Here is a 17,173-nt window from a genome sequence, read left to right as displayed (position 1 = left end):
GCTGACGCCAGGTTGTGATCAGCGACGAATATAGGCCCTCGCGCCGCAGCAAGGCGCCCTTGGCCTGCTTGTCGATCCCTTCGTACTCGGCCAAGATCCGCGCCTTGTACGCCGCCGAGTACCGGCGATGACCGGCCGCGCGGGGTGTCACCTGCGGATCCGGGGTCCCGTGGTCGTTGGTGCTGGCCACTACGAGCACTACTCCCTCTCCGCCCTCGACTCAATGAATCATCCAGTATGCCTGCCTCGTCCTACGTTGCCAGAGAGGGACTTCTCGCCCCGCTTGAGCGGCCAGTGCTCCACCAACTCCCGCAGCACCCCGCCGTACCCGACCGAGGTGAACAGCCACATGGCGAGGGTGAAGTAAACCACCAGCCGCGCGGGCAACGACTTCACCGCGCGTTCCCGCGCACCGGCCTCCTCGATCGCGAAGTCCACCAGCTCCGGCGTGAACGTCCGTGCCAACGCGCCGATCCGTATCCGCTCCGGGAAGCCATCCCCCACCACATGATCACGAGCCACAAGCCCCGGATCCCAAACGATCACCCGGCAAGGAAGCGACGTTGGGCTGTACCCCGACCGGCCTTCGATGCCGTCGCCCTTCAGCCGATCTCCTCGCCCGCTAACTCGCACCGCATTTTGGCGAGGATCCGGCGTCGAGTGGGGCCGATCGACCCACGCGCCATTCCCGACGCTTCGGCTATGTAGTCATAGCTGAGGGGAGGTTCGGCGAAGAGCAGGCCCAGGAGCACCTGATGCTCCTCTGGAAGACTTCTTATGGCAGCGCGAAGACGCTGCGAGTCCGCACGGGCAATGGCCCGCTCCTCGGGAGCCGGCGCGGTCATGTCCGAGGCGAGAATGAAGTCAGCCGGATCTGGAACACTGACCACCCTCCGAGTTTGCCGAGAGCGGCTGATCGCCTCACGTTTGGCCACAGTGACCAGCCACGCGGCCACCCTGCCGGGTTGCTTCAGCGAATGAATGTGCTCAACGAGCCTCTGCCAAGTGAGCTGGTAGACGTCTTCACAGTCTGCCTGCTTGAGACCGTGTGAGCGCACGACAGTCCACACGACGGGGCTGTACAGCTGTATCAACTGCTCCCATGCTCTCCCGTCTCCGGCTCGGCAGCGATCCATCAGCTGCCCAAGGTCGGCGCACACCCGCTGCTCCGGAACACGAACTTTGGTGGCCCGCATAGCTAACGCTCGCCCCTTGTTCCTTGCATCGGAGTCCCCCATGCATTCCTCCCGTTACACCCAAAATCACTCACGGCGGCCTCATTGCCGCCCGATCTCAACACCCCAGACAGGAGCGTTCAGGCGCCACTCGAACCGGCCCGGACCGAGGGACTGGACCACCTTTTCAACTCTCGACAGCAAGCTCTTAACCGAAAGCCCCGATGTGGCCCAGAATCGTCGTTCACCCTGCCCGGGCCGGCACCGTACAGAGTTTTCACAGCCCCCGGGCAGCGGCCTGCGGCAGGCGCAGAGGCCCCATTACCCCCGTTCCGCCAGGCTGCTTCACGTATGCGTGCCCTGAGGTTTTTCGGCCCGGTGCTTCGCCAGGCGCTCCTTGGCGTCCGCCCAGCCGATCGGCAGATCCTCGACAGGGGCCGTCCAAAAGACGAAGTGCGAGACCTTCATCACCGGGCGAAGGCCCTCAACGATCCTCTTGTGGGGGTCGGTCCTCGCATAGGCGTACAGGCTCTCCTGCCCGTCCCACGCCGAGAGGGTCCAGAAGACCCCCTTGAACGGGTCGGCGATCAGCGAGGCGCCGAACGACCCCTGCACTTTGGCGACTTGACGCCAGGCGGCCAGGGACTTCAGGAGGAAGCCCGGGACGTGCAGAAGGGACTTCACTTCCAGACGGGACGCCATGATCACTGCTTCGGAGTGTCCGTCGGGAAGGTTCGGAGTGATCCAGGGAAGCGTTGGCATGCTCTCTCCTCAGGGCCGCCAGAACGGATATAGTGACTATCCGATAGTGGATACTGCCACTTTCGGTTTGCCTCGTCTACCGATCCCAGCTCCTTCACAGGGAAATCCGGTCAGGGATCCTGCCTAGAGTCATAAATGGAGCGTGAGGAGCCGCATGAAGATCTCCGAGCTCAGCCGCCGCAGTGGCGTTTCGATCCCAACGATCAAGTACTACCTGCGAGAAGGACTCCTCCCTACAGGCACACACACCGCACGCAACCAGGCCGAATACAGCGAGAACAGCCTCAGGCGACTGCTTCTCGCCCGCGCCCTTATCTCTGTCGGCGGTCTCTCCGTCGCCGCGACGGGAAAGGTACTGAGGGCAATGGATGAGCCGGTCACGCTACTCAAGTCCCTGGGGCTGGCGCACTACGCCCTCCCGTCCCCGTTCCCCGCGGAAGCGCACGAGGACGTGGACGAGAAGTTCGTGGCTGAAGCCCAAGCACTGATCAAAGCTGCAGGCTGGGAACTCGTGGGCGACACGCCCTACATCGAGTGCTTGGCCGCTGGACAGAAAGCGCTCTCCCTCATGGGCGTCGATTGGACTGCGGAGGGCCTGCTCCCGTACGCGGAGTTGGCTCATGCGACTGCACGGCTTGATCTCGACCAAGTGGCGGGGTTCGAAGACCGCATGGCCATCGCCGAGCGTGTCATTGTCCGGACCGTGCTGCTCGAGCCGGTGCTCGCCACGCTGCGTCGGCTCGCTCAGGAGCATGAAGCGGCCCAGCGATATCCGCGCTCCGATCAGTTGGCCAGGGAGAGCGACACGGAGTAGAGGGACGCGGTTCGACAACATCGCCGGACGGAAAGAACCGGAACGTCACTGGAGCCGGCGCTGGACCGTTCTCGCGCCGGCGCACCGCCAGGGCCAGCCGATGGCCGGTCCAGAGAGTCGACAGGGTGAACTGCCAGCGACCGACTTCGTGTTCGGTCAGGCGAGGGTCGTCCAGCAGCGGATCTCCCGCGGGGTTGGGGCTCAACTGGAAGCTGTGGAAGCCGTACTGGAACCCGGCCCCGAGTGCCTTCGTATAGGCCTCCTTGAGCACCCACACCTCAACAAATTCCCGGGCGCGTACGGAAGGTGGAAGAGCGTCCAGTCGAGCACGCTCCTGCGGCGCCAGTCTTTCCACCCCGTAGCGCACCACACTTGGGTCGACCAGTTCCCGCTCGACGTCGATGCCGCACGCCAGGCCGTCGGTCACCACGCAGGCGATGAGTCCCTCGGTATGAGTGAGGTTGAAACGCAGCCCCCACGGGTTCGGCTCCAACTCGGGTCTGCCGAAGTGCCCCCGCCTGAAGCAGAGTTGTGCCGGCTCAGCCCCGGAATGGGCGGCCAAAACGGAGCGGCACAGCAGCCGGGCACCGAGGTGCCGACGCTGTGCCGCTTCTGTACGCAGTCTGGCCCAGCGCCTGCTCTCGTCCGGCGAGAGCACCGCGTGTGCCTTCTCCTCAAGCCCTTCGACTTCGGCCTCGGGCAGCAGCCAGACTTCGACGTCGTGGAGACTTCCCAGATCGCTCACGCTGCCCAATCGCTGGACGACTGAACATGTATGGGCCAGTGGGAGAAGAGCCGTGATTCGGTGTGCAGGGTGCGCAGCACCCGCACCACTTGGTCGACCACGGCAGCATCCGTCACCGACTCTGCGGGGTACAACAGCCGCCACACCCGTTCCAGGCAGAGCAGGAGCACCGCCGCGTCGGGAAACTCCTCACCCAGCGCCCCCTGCGAGCGAACTGCCAGCTGGACAGCCGCTGCACCGGAGTGAAGTGCGCAGTACTGCTCGGCCAGGCGAAACTGCTCTGCGGAGGAGGCGTATCCACGCCCCTCCTCGTGCTTGATCCGTGCTGCTTCGGTGCGGAGGCGGTCGAACTCCTTGAGGAGACGGGCGCCGACATCGGCAGCGCGGTGGTACAGCTCCTGCTGACGAGGCTCGGGCTGCCGGTCCGCGAGTGCTCTCAACCGGTCGAGCGCGTCAGGCAGCGCCAGCAGTGCGTCGTCCTTGCCCCGGCTGATCAGAAGTTGTTCTCCGGGGCGCCACGTCGGCAGCGGCGCGGTCAGATCGAACATGGTGGTGGCTCGGGCCACGGCGTCGGCGCGTACTGTGTCGTCGCCCGCGTGTGCCGTGGCGAGGAGCCCTTCCAGCTGTACGGCGATGTTCTTGAGGTTGACGACGGTGTTGCCGTCGACAAAGAGCACAGCCGCCAGGTCACGAAGCATCTTCTGGAAGACGCCGAAGTGCGGGTGGGAGCGCAGGTAGAGCCGTGCTCCCAGCACCACGGAAAGCTGCGCCATGGTGCGTTCCAGCAAGGTGGGCACGAAGTACTTCACGACCGAGGAGTAGATGCTGGCCTGCTCGGGGTTGGACTGCAGTCCGCGGACCGCGCCCGTGCTGACGGCGTCGGCGAGCATCAGATCGGCGAAGCACTCGGCGAGTTGCCGTCTGGAGTAGGGAATGTCGACCACCTTCTGGCCGAAGATCTCTCTCTCCGTTGCGAAGTCCATGGTCAACCGGAGCGCGGTGTCCACGGCGCCGAGCGCGATGCTGCTGATGACCGTCCGGGCCACCTGGGCGCTTCTGAGGGCCAGTTCGAGGCCCTGTCCCTCGGCGCCGATGAGGCTGCTCTCCGGGACGAAGACTCCGTCGAGGCGGATGCCGCTCATGTCCAGGGCGCGCAGGCCGTGGAGTCGTTCGTTCGGCAGTGAGGTCACGATGCCGGCCGGGCACTGGCGCTTGTCCAGGGAGAAGATGGACCATCCAGCGGGTCCGCCGCGTTCGTTCGTGCGCGCCTGAACGGTCACCACGTCCGCGATAGTGGCATTGCCGATCAGATACTTCTCGCCGGTCAGCAGATAGCCGCCGGGGACTCGCTCTGCGCGCATCTCGTTGGCCAGTACGTCACTGCCGTGCCGTCTTTCTGACAGCCCCCACGACATCCGGGCCCCGTGGTTGACGTCGCGGACCGCAGCGCGGCCCTGCTCGTCAGTGGCTGCGATCCAGGCAGGCATGAAGGCCACGTTGGTGATCATCAGGGCGGTGGCTGTGGTCGGATCCCGGCGGGCCACCAGGCGCACCAGGTTGAATCCGACCTCGACGTCGCCTGCCCGACCTCCCCACCGTTCGGGGAGGCAGTACTCATGGATGCCCCACGCCTGAAGGAGGCTGGTCAACTGGTAGGGACATTCTTCATGTTCGTCGAAGGCCAGGACCTTCTTGAAGGACATGGGGCTGTCGCCGTCGTGCGGGTCTCCCAAGTGGCCTTCAAGCTTCTCTCCGAGAGCGACCAGGCGGGCTACTGTCACGGAGGACTTCCTTTCTCGTAGGGCCACTGTTCACTCCACGGGCGCCGGGGCGGGGCCGGCTAGCCGGGGTGCCGTAGACGAGAACATCCGGTCGCTCTCGTACAGCGGCAGTACAACGTCCAGGAGCTGCTCGGTCTCCGGTTCGGGCAGTGGCGTGTTGCGGCCATTGGCGCGCGCCAGCAGAACCGCCAGGACGGGGGTCAGCCATGCGATGCTCCCTGGCGGCAGGCCGAACAGGGGCCTGTCTTGGTTGAACCACCAAAGGTGGATACAGCTCGCCGCTGCGTGCAGGAAGCAGAGTTGATCGGCGAGGTCGCCCAGTTCCATTTGGTTGTCCTGTTTCGAGCGGTGCTGCCGCCGCCAGGAGACTTCATGGAACAGCCCGTCCATGGCTCGTTCGAGTTGGCGCGTCAGCACGGTTACCCGTGCCGCATCGCCGACGGTGGCGCTGGATCCACCGGTGACTGCGCCTCGGACGGCTTCGGCGACTGCGGGCAGCCCGGACAGTACGACGTCCGGGCCCCGGTCCGAGAGTGCGAGCTGGTCGACCCGCAGGGCAGGCAGGGGCAGTCCGGCGATGAAGACCTGCGCGAGCCCGTTTGACGTCAAGGCGCGCAGATTTGGCGGAACCGTGTCTGCGGATGACTTCCACGTGGCCATCAGCCGACCCAAATGTGCTGTGATCAAACGCGAGTTGGCGATCGGGCTGGTGTCGATGTAGCGGACCATGGCGTTGTCCCGCCGTACGGTGTCGAAGGCGGCATAGGGGCCCTCACGCAGCACGGAGCGAGTTCCGAGGACGTCCGCGCATCGGGCGAAGATCTCCTCGGAGGTGTCAGTGAGGATCTTCTTCGCCACGCTCGACCACAGACTTTGCGCTGCGGGCAGTGCGTGGAGCCCGCGCGCGGCGGTGAGCGCCACGATGTCACCGGCCAGCAGAAGGGCGGCGGCCGTGGCCAACTCCCGTCGGGTGTAAGGCAGATCGATCGCACGGTCATCGCCTATCCGATGGGTCGTGGCGAAGTCACAGGTCAGTCGGAGAGCGGTGTCCGTAGAGGCGAGGTTGGCCGCCGTACTCATCGCGCGCACTACCTGCATGGCCTTCATGGCCGTCTCCAGGCCGTGTCCAGCCTCGCCGACCAGGGCCTCGTCGCCTACCTGCAGCCCTTCGAAGGTGAAGCCCGCGAAGTCGATGCCGCGCATCCCGGACGAGCGCTGACGGACACCCGATCTGGCTTTGTCCACCTCGCTGCCTTCGAGGAGCAGGGTCGAGAAGGCTGCGGGGCCACGACGGCCGGTACGGGCCACCACCAGCAGGGCCTCGCATCGCTCGCCCAGCCCCACCAGCCACTTGTCACCGTTGAGCGCGAAACCTGTAGGCCGACCTTCGCCGGAGTCTCCCATTCGGTCCGTGTCCGGTGTCGCGGAACAGGAGTTGGCGAGCAGGTCACTGCCATGAGAGACCTCGGACAGGGCGAAGCCGATGGAACCACCCGAGCGCAGGAGCCGGATCACCCGCTCTCGCTGCTCCGCAGACCCGGCTGCCAGCACACAACTCGCCGCCGTGATGCTGAACATCGTGGCCGGCATGACGGCAACATCACGGCGCGCCGCGGCACGCACCAGCATCAGCGTGTGGTCCATCGACACCAGGTCGCCGCCGGCAGCTGTCGGGACGAAGGACGTTCGCAGCCACGGTCCCACTCTGTCCGCCAGTTCTTCGGGAAAGGACTCGGTGGCATCCCGTCTCACCATGGCCGCGAAGCCGTAGGGGTTGGCCGGGTCCCGTGGATCGCCCAGCTCCTGGTCGAGCAGCGTCACAGCGGTGTAGGGCTGCCAGCCCGCATTCGAGGAATCCGGCTGCCTGGACACGGCGTCGGGAGGCATGGTCGTCATCGTCCCTCCTCCCGGGTGGTGCCGGGGGTCGGCACGTATTCAGTACAGGCGGCGGGCAGTCGCACGCCGCTCGTGGCCAACTGGTTCACCCGGGCCGTGAACGCGGCACCGCGCATGAGGTGGTGGGCGACGTCGGCGGCCCGGCGGTTCTCCTGCGCCGCCAGGTAGGTGCCGCGTACCCACTCGTTGAAGTCGCCCATCGCCGGGCCGCACCACACCTGATAGTCGGCGGTTCGGTCCGCCTCTCCGGTCACGGCCCAGCGCGACGCCATACCCAGGTACCAGCGAAAGATCAGCGCCATCCGGCGCCGCGGCGACGCCTGAGCTCTCTGCAGTTGCCCGAGGTCCCGCCGGCCGAAGTACTGCTCGACCTCGGTCCAGATCTCGTCCAGCGAGCGGCGGAACATCTGCTTCTCCAGGCGCTGCCGCTCGTCGGCGGGCAGCGCCTCGATCCCGTCGTACGCCTTGTAGAGGTCGTAGAGCTTCTTGGCGCGCATCGGGAAGAGGGTGCCCTTCTTGAGGACCTGAAGCTCCACCCCGAGTTCGAACATGTCGGCCGCGGGGGCCATCTCGAAGTCGGCGAGTCCGGCGCCGACCAGCAGGCGACGCGCGGCATCGGAGGTACCGGACTCGAGGCAGGACTGGTGGACCGAGCCGACGACGACGTAGTCGGCTCCCATGGCGAACGCCGCCGCTGCGGCCCGCGGAGTGCCGATGCCACCTCCGGCTCCGACTCCGATCACGCGGTCGTAGCGCAGTTCCCGCTGGACGGTGTCGCGGGTGCGCAGCAGCGCTGGAAAGAGCGCGGTCAGCGGGCGTCGGTCGGTGTGTCCGCCCGAGTCGGCCTCGGCGGTGATGTCGTCGGCCATCGGCACCTGCCTCGCCAGGTCGCGCTGCTCGGCCGTGATCAGTCCACGCGCCACCAGGTCGGTGAGGACGGCCTCCGGGGCCGGTCGCATGAAGCGCTCCGCCACCTCGGTGCGGGACACCTTGGCGATGAGCCGGTTCGCGGTGTGGACACGACCGTCGGCTGCACGGTGGAGGCCGGCGGCGCGGTAGCGTACGACGTGCGGGGTCAGGTCCATGAAGGCGGATGCCTCGACGCAGCGCACCTGGTGCTTCAGGAACAGCTCGACGCCGTCGCGTTCGAGTGCGTCCTCGCTGGGGCTGTGGATCAGGTTCGCCGCGTAGGTCAGTCCCGGGATCTCGGAGGCGAAGCGGGACAGAGCCCTTTCGATGCGCTCCGGCAGCAGTCCCGCCGCTCCGAACGACGCCAGCGCACCCGACCGGGCCAGCGCGATGACGAGGTCCTCCGATGCGATACCGCCGGCCATCGCACCCCCCATGTACGCGTACCGCACGCCGTGCCGCGCTCGGAACCCGCTGGATCCGAGGGACTCGGGGGCCAGAGGTCCGACAGCCGTGACGATGCGTCCGGAAGGGCCGAGGGCCGCGCTGGTCGCGCCGATGCCCTGACCGGTGTCCACGATGTAGCAGGGCTGTTCCAGCCGGCTCAGGGCTTGGTGGATGCCGGCCGTGTCCGTGCGGACGGCGCCGGGAGCCGCGGTCGTGTGGTGGGTGGTCGCTGTCACTTTTCCTCCTCGGCGGGCACGACCTCGACGGCTATGTCGATCAGTTCGTAGATGCGCAGGCCCGGCTTCCAGACGCTCGCGTCGGCGATGACGACCAGGCGGTCACCGCTGCGCCGGACCTCCTTGATGTGGGCGTCGAGGGTCATCTCGCCGTCCGTACCCAGAATTTGGCCTCGGTACTTCCACTGCATCTCCACGTCGCGCGGCACAGCGAAGCGCACCGCGCCCATGTCCTCGGCCAGGCCCGCGTCGATGACGTAGAGCTGGAGGGCCTGGAGTACGGCCTCGACGCCGAGTGATCCGGGCATCACCGGGTCACGGTGGAAGTGGCAGCCGAAGTACCAGTCGTCGGTGTCGATGTGACGACGACCGAACAGGTACCCGGCACCGTGCTCTCCGCCCTCCGCGACGAGCGTGACGTGGTCGACGAGGCGCAGGTGGCTGTCACCGAGCCGCAGACCGGTGCCGGTCTGCGGGGTGAACCAGCGGTCGTCGGACCGGACCGGCAGCTCGCGTGTCCCTGAAGCATCGAGGTCCTCACCGGCGGTCTCCAGCCAAGGCGCCACGTACTGGCCCGAATCCAGGCCGCCTTGGTTGGAGAGGGCCTGGTCGGTGAAGTACCCGAAGAGCGACTCTCCCTCGTAGAACACCTCGTCATCGGCGAGCAGCCGGTAACGGAAGTTCTGCAGGGTCGCGCCGGGTACCGCCTGGCTGAAGAGCAGTTCGGACTCGTGACGGATGGTCTTGCCGCGCAGGTCGAGTTGTTTGACGAAGGTCGCGCGGCCGTCGAGGTTGCGGATCGCCAGTTCCTCGTCCGGGCTGGCCAGCGTCGCGCCCAGGTAGTAGCCAAGGAGGATGGCCGCTTGCAGCGAGGTCTCCATCACCACGCAGTTGGGCATCCCTGCCGGCCCGTTGTCGGCGTAGTACCAGGCCTCTGGAGGCGAGTCGTACTCGGTGGCCATGGTCGCCCCGGGCTTCAGCTCACCGCGCGTACCGTCAAGACGCATGATCCGGTCGACGAACTGGAAGTCCCCATTGGGAATGTACGGAGCGCGCCGGTCGGCATAGATCTCGAACTCCTTGCCCATGGCCGTGGCGAGATCGCCCTTGGCCGCGTGCGCGAGGTGCAGTTCGTTGATGAACGCGGCCTCGCCACGCTCGTTACGACGGCCGAGGAAGGCAGGAATGCCCCCGACCTCCGGCCGGTACGGCGTACCGGGCTTCTCCTGGACGCGGACACCGAAGTTGCGCATCGCCACGATCGGCTTGTCACCGTCGTACACGGTGATGTCGGCCACGACAGAAGGGCGCGGCAGCATGGTCAGCTCGATGATGTCGACCTCGTAGCGCACCTCCCGGGTGTCCGGGGTGATCTGGCCGCGCACCTTCACCTCGGTCTCCAGGCCTGGGATGGCCTGGAACTCGGCATCGGGGAAGACCAGGTGCATGCCCAGGTACATCGCGTAGGTCTGGAGGATCTGCACGCCGCCCTCGGCGATCAGCGATCCCGCGAGAACCGGGTCGCCGGTGAAGTGGCAGGCGAAGTACCAGGCGTCCGGGTCCAGTCGCTTGTGCGCGGTGAGGTGGCCGATCTTGCGCGGGCCGCCGAGACGGTCGATCTCGGTGATCTCGTCGATCATGCGCAGCATGGTGTCGGGCAGCCGCAGCGAGCGGTTCAGGCCGTCCGCGCGCTGATCCCAGCGAGGGCCGAAGACCTCGCCCGGTCGTCCGTCGGCGAGCAGTTCGAGGTCGGCTCCACTCAGGCTCGTACGTGCTGTCCGCGCGAGCGGCTTGAACCAGGTCGGGGTCATCGCCGCACGACGGGCGATGTCGGCCTTGGTCTCCACCACGCCCAGAGAGTCTTCGAGCTCGGCGGGGGTGAAGAAGCCCGCACAGGCGTCGAGGAGTTCGAGGATCAGCTCGCCGTCGGCGTAGCAGCGGTAGTTGAAGAAGAACAGAAGGCTGTCGCCGTTCCAGACGAAGCGGTCGATCTTGATGTCGTACCGCAGGGTCTGACCCGCGCGCGGCAGGCTGCCGTGGAAGACGAGTCGGCTGTCCAGCAGCCGGTACAGGCGCTCTCCGCGGTTGCGGAAGTCGATGCCCAGATAGCTGATCAGGAGCATGTCGCACTGACCGGCCTCGATGGTGACCGCGCACGGAACCAGACCATCTACGGTGTACCAGGCCCCGATCGGTACGTCGTACTCGGTGGTGATCTCGGACGGTTCGAAGACGCCCGTCTCGCCCTTGAGGTGGGTGACCCGGCTGACGAAGTGGTACGGGGGCTCGGGCAGCCAGCAACGCCGCGGGTAGGTGTCGACTTCTTCGAAGGCCAGGCCGAAGACAGGGGCCACCCGGCCTCGGGCGAATTCCAGGAGGTCGGCCTCGTCCCACAGGACGGGCTTGAGGGTCGGCTCGTGATCGCCGGGGGCGGGCAGTGCGGCAGGGAGCGTTACCGTGGGAGCCCAAGGAGCAGGCATGATGCTGGGCAACGGCGGAGGACTCGTCAGATTCCGCATGGAGGCGTCGAGAACAGCGTGTTGGGCACGCAGAGCGGCCCGGTGTGCGTGTGCCACGCTCGCCGCCAGGGCCTGCAGCGGACGGAATCCGCCGTCGGCGGGCACCCCTGCCGCCGCCAGGGCCGGTTGTTGCTCGGGGCTGCGTTCGGCCAGCGGTTCCGGCAGGTAGACGAAGGGTTCGCCCTCAATGACGATCGCGTCGTAAACGTCCGTCGCTTCGGGCAGGGCCACGTCGCTCGGCGGGCTGCCGGGCACGGTGCTCATGAGAGTGGTTACCTCGGTGGTTTCGACGGGGTGGGTGGCGTTGTTCGCCTGGAGGACCTGGCCTGCGGCACGTTCCACTCGGGTGACGATCGGTTCGCCGCCACACGAGACGGAGACGACCGGTGAGCGACGTACGGCGCTGGGCTCGGCCGGGAAGAGGACACCGAGGTCGACCGGCAGACCGTGACTGATCAGGCGGGCCAGGGCCTGGGCCAGCGCGGTGCCGACCGTGGCCCCGCGGCGTTCCATCGAGATCGCGACGTGGGGGCGGTCGCCGAGTGTCTCGGAGATCCAGCGTGTGCACGTGGCCCCCGGTCCGACTTCCACGAAGTAGCGGTAGCCCCGGCCGTAGGCGGTCTCTGCCAGGCGGGCGAAGTCGATCGTGGAGCGCAGGGTCTGGGCGATCCGTTCGGACAGTGCCGTGCGGTCCGTGACAGGCACGGTGTCGTAGTCGTAGGCAGAGAGCAGTTCCAGTCCGGGGGCCTGCTCGCTGAGGGGGTAGTCGTTCAATGCGGCCAGGTCCGCGAGTTCCGGGTCGACCACGGAGCAGTGCATGACGTGGTTCGCTGGCGGCCTGGCCGACTGACAGTCCAGCTTCTCGACGAGGCTCCGCACCTGCCCGGGATCACCCGCGATCACGACTTCGTGAGGCGTGTTGACGTGGGTGAGGAAGACCCGGTCCAGGTCCGTCATCGCTGCCCGGACGGTGTCGGGCCCGGCCAGAAGCACCCGTGTCGTCCACACCTCGGAGTCAAGGGTCTCTTCAGGCAGCGCCCACGACTCGCGCACGCGCTCCTTGCGTCCGCGCAGCCGGTTCTGGAACAGCGGGCTGGCCGCCAGCGCGGCGTCGTCGCGTGTTGATTCGGCCCATACCCCGGTCGCGAACAGCATGCTGGACTCGCCGAGGCTGTAACCGAAACCGCCGTGCAGCTCGATGCCCAGGACGTCCCGGAGCAGTCGGGTGTGCAGTACCGCGAAGTTGGTACCGGCGGCCAGCATGACGGGGATGTTCTCGATGAGCTCCGCCTCGCACCGCATGAGATCGCTCCGCCCCACCGGGCCACGAGACCGCGGGTACAGCGAGCGGTGCTTGAAACGCTGGGCCGGCTGGTCGGCCTCGCGCTCGAAGCCGGTGAGCAGACCGGGGAAGAGCCGGAACAGGTCGCGTCCCGCACCGGGGTAAGTGGTGAAGGCGCCCGGGTAGACGAACGCGACGCGACCGTCGGGTCCCATCGGCCGTGCGGTGAAGTAGCTGCCGGCGGGGGTACTCCACTCGCCGCCCGCCGCGACGACCTTGGGCAGGTCCCTTTCAGCAGCGGCGAGTTCGGCAGCGAGCCGGTCGGTGTCCGCGGCGACGAGCACCGCTGTGTACCGTCCGGAACGTGGCATGTGGGCCGCCCGACGGACCACATGTTCGGCGCCTCGCTCCGAGAGATCTGCACGCAGCTCACGCACTGCAGCGGCCAGTCCGGCGCCGTCGTCAGCCGAGACCGGCAGCATCCAGATTCCCGGTCCTGCCATCCAGTCGGTCTCCGGACGTCCCGTCGCTCCCGGGTTCGACGTGCCCCGCAGTACGACATGGGCAGCTGTGGCCCCGGCCGGACCCACGTCGCCCAGAACACTCAACGCCGCTGTCCTGCGTGCGCCGCTCCGCTCGAGAAGCCAAGGCTGCGGCTCTCCGAGAAGAGTGAAGCGAGCGTCCGCGAACGCCGGCTCCTCCACGTCGAGCAGTCCAGCCGGGGCGGCGGGGAACTCCGCGTGGTGCACGGCCAGAGAGGCAGCGACCAGTGCGGCCAGCGCAGCGGCACAACCCGTGTAGCCCACCAGGGCCGTGGTGCTGCCCAGGGCACACCCGTACCGGTCGTCGTCAGGCCCGGTCGTCCGGTACACGGACGCGAGAGCGGCCGCTTCACTCTGCCGGGCGTCGCGCGCTGCTCCACCCAGTTCGAGGTACGCCACCTCGTCGGCGTCGACGCCTGCCTCATCCAGTGCCTGCTGTGCGGCTCCCGCGATGGCAGCGGCCTTCGTGGCATCGGTGTGGACTCGAACGGCGTCGACGGTCGCATACACGCGACGGCTGGTGGGACCGTCGGCCTCGTCCCCGATGCTGCTGGGCGTGTCCCGCTCGATATCAGTCTCCCGGGTGACGACGACAGCGGCCGCTCCGTCGCCCAGCGGCGGCAGTTGCTCACCGCGGCGCGTGGCGATCCGGGCCCTGGCCCGGGTGCTCTCCGCGCCGGCGGCCAGGTCCACGCCTCCGACGAGTACGGCTTCGATGGTCGGGTCGAGGAGAAGCAGCCCCGCCACCTCCAGGGCGCGTACTCCCGCCGTGCCGTCGGCGGCGACCGTGAAGGACGGGCCGGTGAGGTTGCGGGAGGACGAGACCCTGCTGGCCATGATGTTGCCGATGTAGCTGAGTACTTCGTTGGCGCCAATGGGGTCGTGCACGGCCCCGCGCACCGACGCCTCCAGCTGGTCCAGCTGCTCGTCGTTCAGGGACACCCCGGCGCGGGCGCACTCCGCACGCACGTGAGCGCCAATGTCGAAGCGTGCCCGGTGCGTGTGGGTGTGCGGTTCCATCTCCATGGCCACGACGACGGCGACCCTGCGTTCAGGCAGCTCGTCGGCCTTGGTTCCCGGGGGTGGTACGAGGTATCCGGCGTCGGTGAGTGCTTGTTCGGCCGCCTCGAAGAGCGCCAGGTGCTGTGGGTTGGCCTGGGCCAGCTCGTTCGGCGGGATGCGATACGTGCGAGGGTGCGCATCGACGGTGTCGAGGTAACCGCCCAACTGGTCGGTGTCCTCCGCCCCTGTTCCCACGAGCGGACCGGACGCCAGCTGGTCCGCTCCGTACCAGCGGTCCTGCGGGCGCTCGACGAGAGCGGACCGGCCGGTGCGCACCGTCCGTGCCAGCGCGCCCGTGCCGGCCAACGGCCCGAGGCACGCCCCGAGACCCACCACGGCCATGCGCGGTTGCTTCGCGGCCTGCTCCTCAACCGGCGCCGTCTTGGCGGACGGCGCGGACGGGCGCTTGACCTCGGCCGTGTCGACGGCCGAGAGGACAAGGTGCGCGTTGGTGCCGCCGAAGCCGAAGGCCGAGACGGCAGCGCGGCGTGGACCGGGCCGGTCGGGCCACCGGCGCGTGCTGAGGACGAGCTGCTCCGCCGCTGCCTCGCCACCGGCAGGGCGCAGCGGGTGTATGACGCCAGGGGTGCCAGGTATGAGGCCTTTCTGCAGGGCGAGGACCGTCTTGAGCACGCTGGTGAATCCCGCCACCGTCAGCAGGTGCCCCACGTTGCCCTTCACCGAGCCCAGCAGCGGCGGAGTGCGGCCCTGGGCAGTGAAGTAGTCGGTCAGGCCGATGAGTTCGGTGGCGTCGCCCAGCGGCGTGCCGGTGGCGTGGCACTCGATGTAGTCGACCGAGGCCGGGTCGATGTGCGTGTATGCCTTCTCGTACGCGCCGAGCTGGCCGGTGACGTTCGGGCTCAGCAGGTGCTTGCCCGCACCGTCATTGGTGAGCCCCATGGCGTCCAGGACCGCGTGCACCCGGTCGCCGTCGCGCAGTGCGTCGGACAGCCGCTTGAGGACGAAGACTCCGGCGCCCTGGCCGGTGACGATTCCAGCGGAACGATTGTCGAAGGGCTGGCTGACGCCGTTGTCGGGATAGGCGTGGAGGTCGGAGAAGGACAGGTGGATCAGGAGCGGGTCCGGGGCGCAGACCGCCCCGGCCACCATGACGTCGGCTCGGCCGGTGGCGAGGTAGTCCCGGGCCAGGGACATCCCGTACAGCGCCGAGGAACAAGCCGCGTCGAGTGCGAGGCGCGGCCCGCTCAGGCCCAGGGCGTTGGCGGTCACGATCGCGGGGTATCCAAAGGGCCACAGGTTCTCGGCGGCAGGTTCGGGCTCGGGTTCGCCGGCGGCGGCGGGCACCGGGAGTCCGGCGCGGGCCAGCCCCTCGGTGACCGCCTGCCGTACCTGTGGCGTGCACAAGCGCACCGACGAGTCGGTGGGGAAGGAGTAGTTGCCCAGCACGAGCCCGGTACGGGCCAGGCTCTGCGACCGCTCTGTCACACCGGCGTCTGCAAGTGCCTGGCGAGCGACGTGCAGCGACCATCGCGCCACCCGGTCCAGTGAGGCCAGTTCATCGGCCGCGATGTGCAGGCCCTCCAGGTCGATCTGCGGTTCCTGGACGAATCCTCCGCGGGTCGCGGTGATCCGGTGCTCGGCATCACCCCACCCGCCGGGAGTGCCGGGATCGGTCCCGAAGACCTCCTGGCCTCCCTCGGTGCGGTGGTCGTCGCCGGCGAGCAGCCCTTCCCAGAATTCCTCCGGGGTGTGCGCGCCCGGAAGCAGGCAGGCCATCCCCACAATGGCGATGGGCTCATCGGGGCCGGATGTTCTGCGGTGTGTGCTGGACATGACTTTCCAGTTCTCCCACTCGACTCGTCAGGACCGATCGGCCGCTGCGGACCGGAACTTCGCTCCGAGCCCTGGGCTCGGCACTGCTTCGACGTCGCGGAAACGCTGCAGGACGCGGCCGTCGGGAGCACACGCGGTCACCGTGCACCGGAAGCCACTGCTCGTCTCGGCGACGCCGTCCACCACCAGGAGGAACGGTTCGCCGTCGGGTAGTTCGGCGATCAGTTCCACCTCGCCGACCGCGGTCGGCAGCACGGCCTCGCCGCGATGTTCGCGCGCCCAGACCAGGACGGCCTGGAGCAGCAGGTCGGCCAGGACGGGGGTGTACGCAGGGGCATGCCAGGCACCCGAGGCCATGCGCTGGTCGGCCAGTTGAGCGGCAAGGACCATCCGTTCGCCCGAGTCCAGTACCTCAGTGATGCCGCGCAGGGACGGGCCGTGGAAGAGCGTGCCGTCCTCGTAGTAGGTCACGGGCCTGCCGCTACCCAGGCGCGGGAGGTCCGCTACAGGCGGCGTCGGTGACCGCTTCGCGCGAACCGCCTGTGCGCGGTAGCGCGGCCGGCCGGTCTCGTCGTGCAGGGTCACGTCGTACGCCTGACTGGTTCCGTCCGCTGTCGCGACGGCGCCGGGCCGTATGGTCAGGCGGAGTTCGCTGGGCTGGGTGACTCTGGTGCGCAATTCGTGTGTCAACTGGCGAGTTTGTAGCTGAGTCGGGTGAGGTGGCTGCTGCGTGAGCGGTCCAGGGGCTGCCCGGCCCAGTGGGCGTCGAGTCGTACGATGTTGATAGCGGTGGCGGAGAAGGCGTGTTGGAGGCGGACCTTGGGCAGTCCGCGGTAGCGGGCCCGGCGGATCCCGGTGACGTCCAGGGCCTGGTTGACGGTGCCCTCCACCCCGGCCCGCAGCTTGTACCGGGTCTTGAAGGAGTCGGTCTTCTGCTCGGCGCGGGCGGCGGCGAGGGTTTCGTGCAGTTCCTTCGGCCGCAGTGTGAGCATGCGGTTGCCGCGGGCCGCTGCGGTGCACTTGCCGCGGGAGGGGCAGGTGCGGCAGTCGGCCTTGGCGAATTCCACGACGATGGCGTCGCGGCCGTGCTGGGTGACGGGATACCAGCCGCTGCTGGTCCGTCCTTCGGGGCAGCGGGCCTGGCGGGTCTTCCAGTCGACGGTGAAGGCGGCCTTGTCGAAGCCGCTCGCGGCTTTGGCCTGTGCCGAG

10 protein-coding genes and 2 pseudogenes are annotated in these 17,173 nt (G+C 67.9%); 1 reads left to right on the top strand and 11 read right to left on the bottom strand.

All coding sequences use genetic code 11. The features are described 5' to 3' along the window. From B9S61_RS22865 to B9S61_RS22850, 4 genes and pseudogenes are all read right to left on the bottom strand, one after another. A pseudogene (locus B9S61_RS22865) lies at nucleotides 1–190 on the bottom strand (IS3 family transposase); the annotation flags it as partial. 38 nt (nucleotides 191–228) lie between these two features. Next, nucleotides 229–504 carry a transposase domain-containing protein gene (locus B9S61_RS40990; protein WP_258039800.1) on the bottom strand — a complete coding sequence of 92 codons (276 nt, stop codon included), beginning with the start codon at nucleotides 502–504 and terminating at the stop codon, nucleotides 229–231. A gap of 98 nt (nucleotides 505–602) precedes the next feature. Next, nucleotides 603–1,136, bottom strand: coding sequence for an RNA polymerase sigma factor (locus B9S61_RS22855; RefSeq protein ID WP_258039801.1), 534 nt, complete (start codon nucleotides 1,134–1,136; stop codon nucleotides 603–605). 384 nt (nucleotides 1,137–1,520) lie between these two features. After that, nucleotides 1,521–1,937, bottom strand: a complete 417-nt coding sequence (locus B9S61_RS22850) for a DUF3291 domain-containing protein (protein WP_103543944.1) — start codon at nucleotides 1,935–1,937, stop codon at nucleotides 1,521–1,523. 154 nt (nucleotides 1,938–2,091) lie between these two features. Between B9S61_RS22850 and B9S61_RS22845 the strand changes: the two genes are divergently transcribed. After that, entirely contained in the window at nucleotides 2,092–2,751 is a 660-nt protein-coding gene (locus B9S61_RS22845; protein ID WP_103543943.1) for a MerR family transcriptional regulator, read from the top strand. Nucleotides 2,752–2,851: 100 nt separating this feature from the next. Here the strand turns inward: B9S61_RS22845 and B9S61_RS43525 are convergent. From B9S61_RS43525 to B9S61_RS22810, 7 genes and pseudogenes are all read right to left on the bottom strand, one after another. Continuing rightward, nucleotides 2,852–3,178 (bottom strand): annotated as a pseudogene (locus tag B9S61_RS43525) (4'-phosphopantetheinyl transferase family protein); the annotation flags it as partial. Between the two features lie 314 nt (nucleotides 3,179–3,492). After that, nucleotides 3,493–5,277: an acyl-CoA dehydrogenase gene (locus B9S61_RS22835; protein WP_103543942.1), complete on the bottom strand. Its 1,785-nt coding sequence runs from the start codon at nucleotides 5,275–5,277 to the stop codon at nucleotides 3,493–3,495. Between the two features lie 30 nt (nucleotides 5,278–5,307). After that, a complete protein-coding gene (locus B9S61_RS22830) occupies nucleotides 5,308–7,164 on the bottom strand; it encodes an acyl-CoA dehydrogenase family protein (RefSeq protein ID WP_219819945.1) in 1,857 nt (618 codons plus the stop codon). A 5-nt stretch (nucleotides 7,165–7,169) separates the two neighbouring features. Next, nucleotides 7,170–8,765: a PfaD family polyunsaturated fatty acid/polyketide biosynthesis protein gene (locus B9S61_RS22825; RefSeq protein WP_103543940.1), complete on the bottom strand. Its 1,596-nt coding sequence runs from the start codon at nucleotides 8,763–8,765 to the stop codon at nucleotides 7,170–7,172. Then, a complete protein-coding gene (locus B9S61_RS22820; RefSeq protein ID WP_103543939.1) occupies nucleotides 8,762–15,964 on the bottom strand; it encodes a beta-ketoacyl synthase N-terminal-like domain-containing protein in 7,203 nt (2,400 codons plus the stop codon). The genes B9S61_RS22825 and B9S61_RS22820 overlap by 4 nt, the downstream gene beginning before the upstream one ends. A gap of 27 nt (nucleotides 15,965–15,991) precedes the next feature. After that, the gene (locus B9S61_RS22815) at nucleotides 15,992–16,654 is read right to left on the bottom strand and encodes a polyketide synthase dehydratase domain-containing protein (protein WP_219819944.1); all 663 of its coding nucleotides are present in this window, start codon (nucleotides 16,652–16,654) and stop codon (nucleotides 15,992–15,994) included. Further along, the coding region (locus tag B9S61_RS22810) for a transposase (RefSeq protein WP_181007444.1) at nucleotides 16,651–17,173 on the bottom strand (523 nt) is incomplete at its 5' end. The genes B9S61_RS22815 and B9S61_RS22810, both read right to left, overlap by 4 nt.

Source organism: Streptomyces sp. SM1 (assembly GCF_002910825.1).
GTDB classification, from domain to species: Bacteria; Actinomycetota; Actinomycetes; order Streptomycetales; family Streptomycetaceae; genus Streptomyces; species Streptomyces okerensis.
Note: the sequence above shows the minus strand (reverse complement) of the source record. Positions and strands in the feature narration are given on the sequence as shown.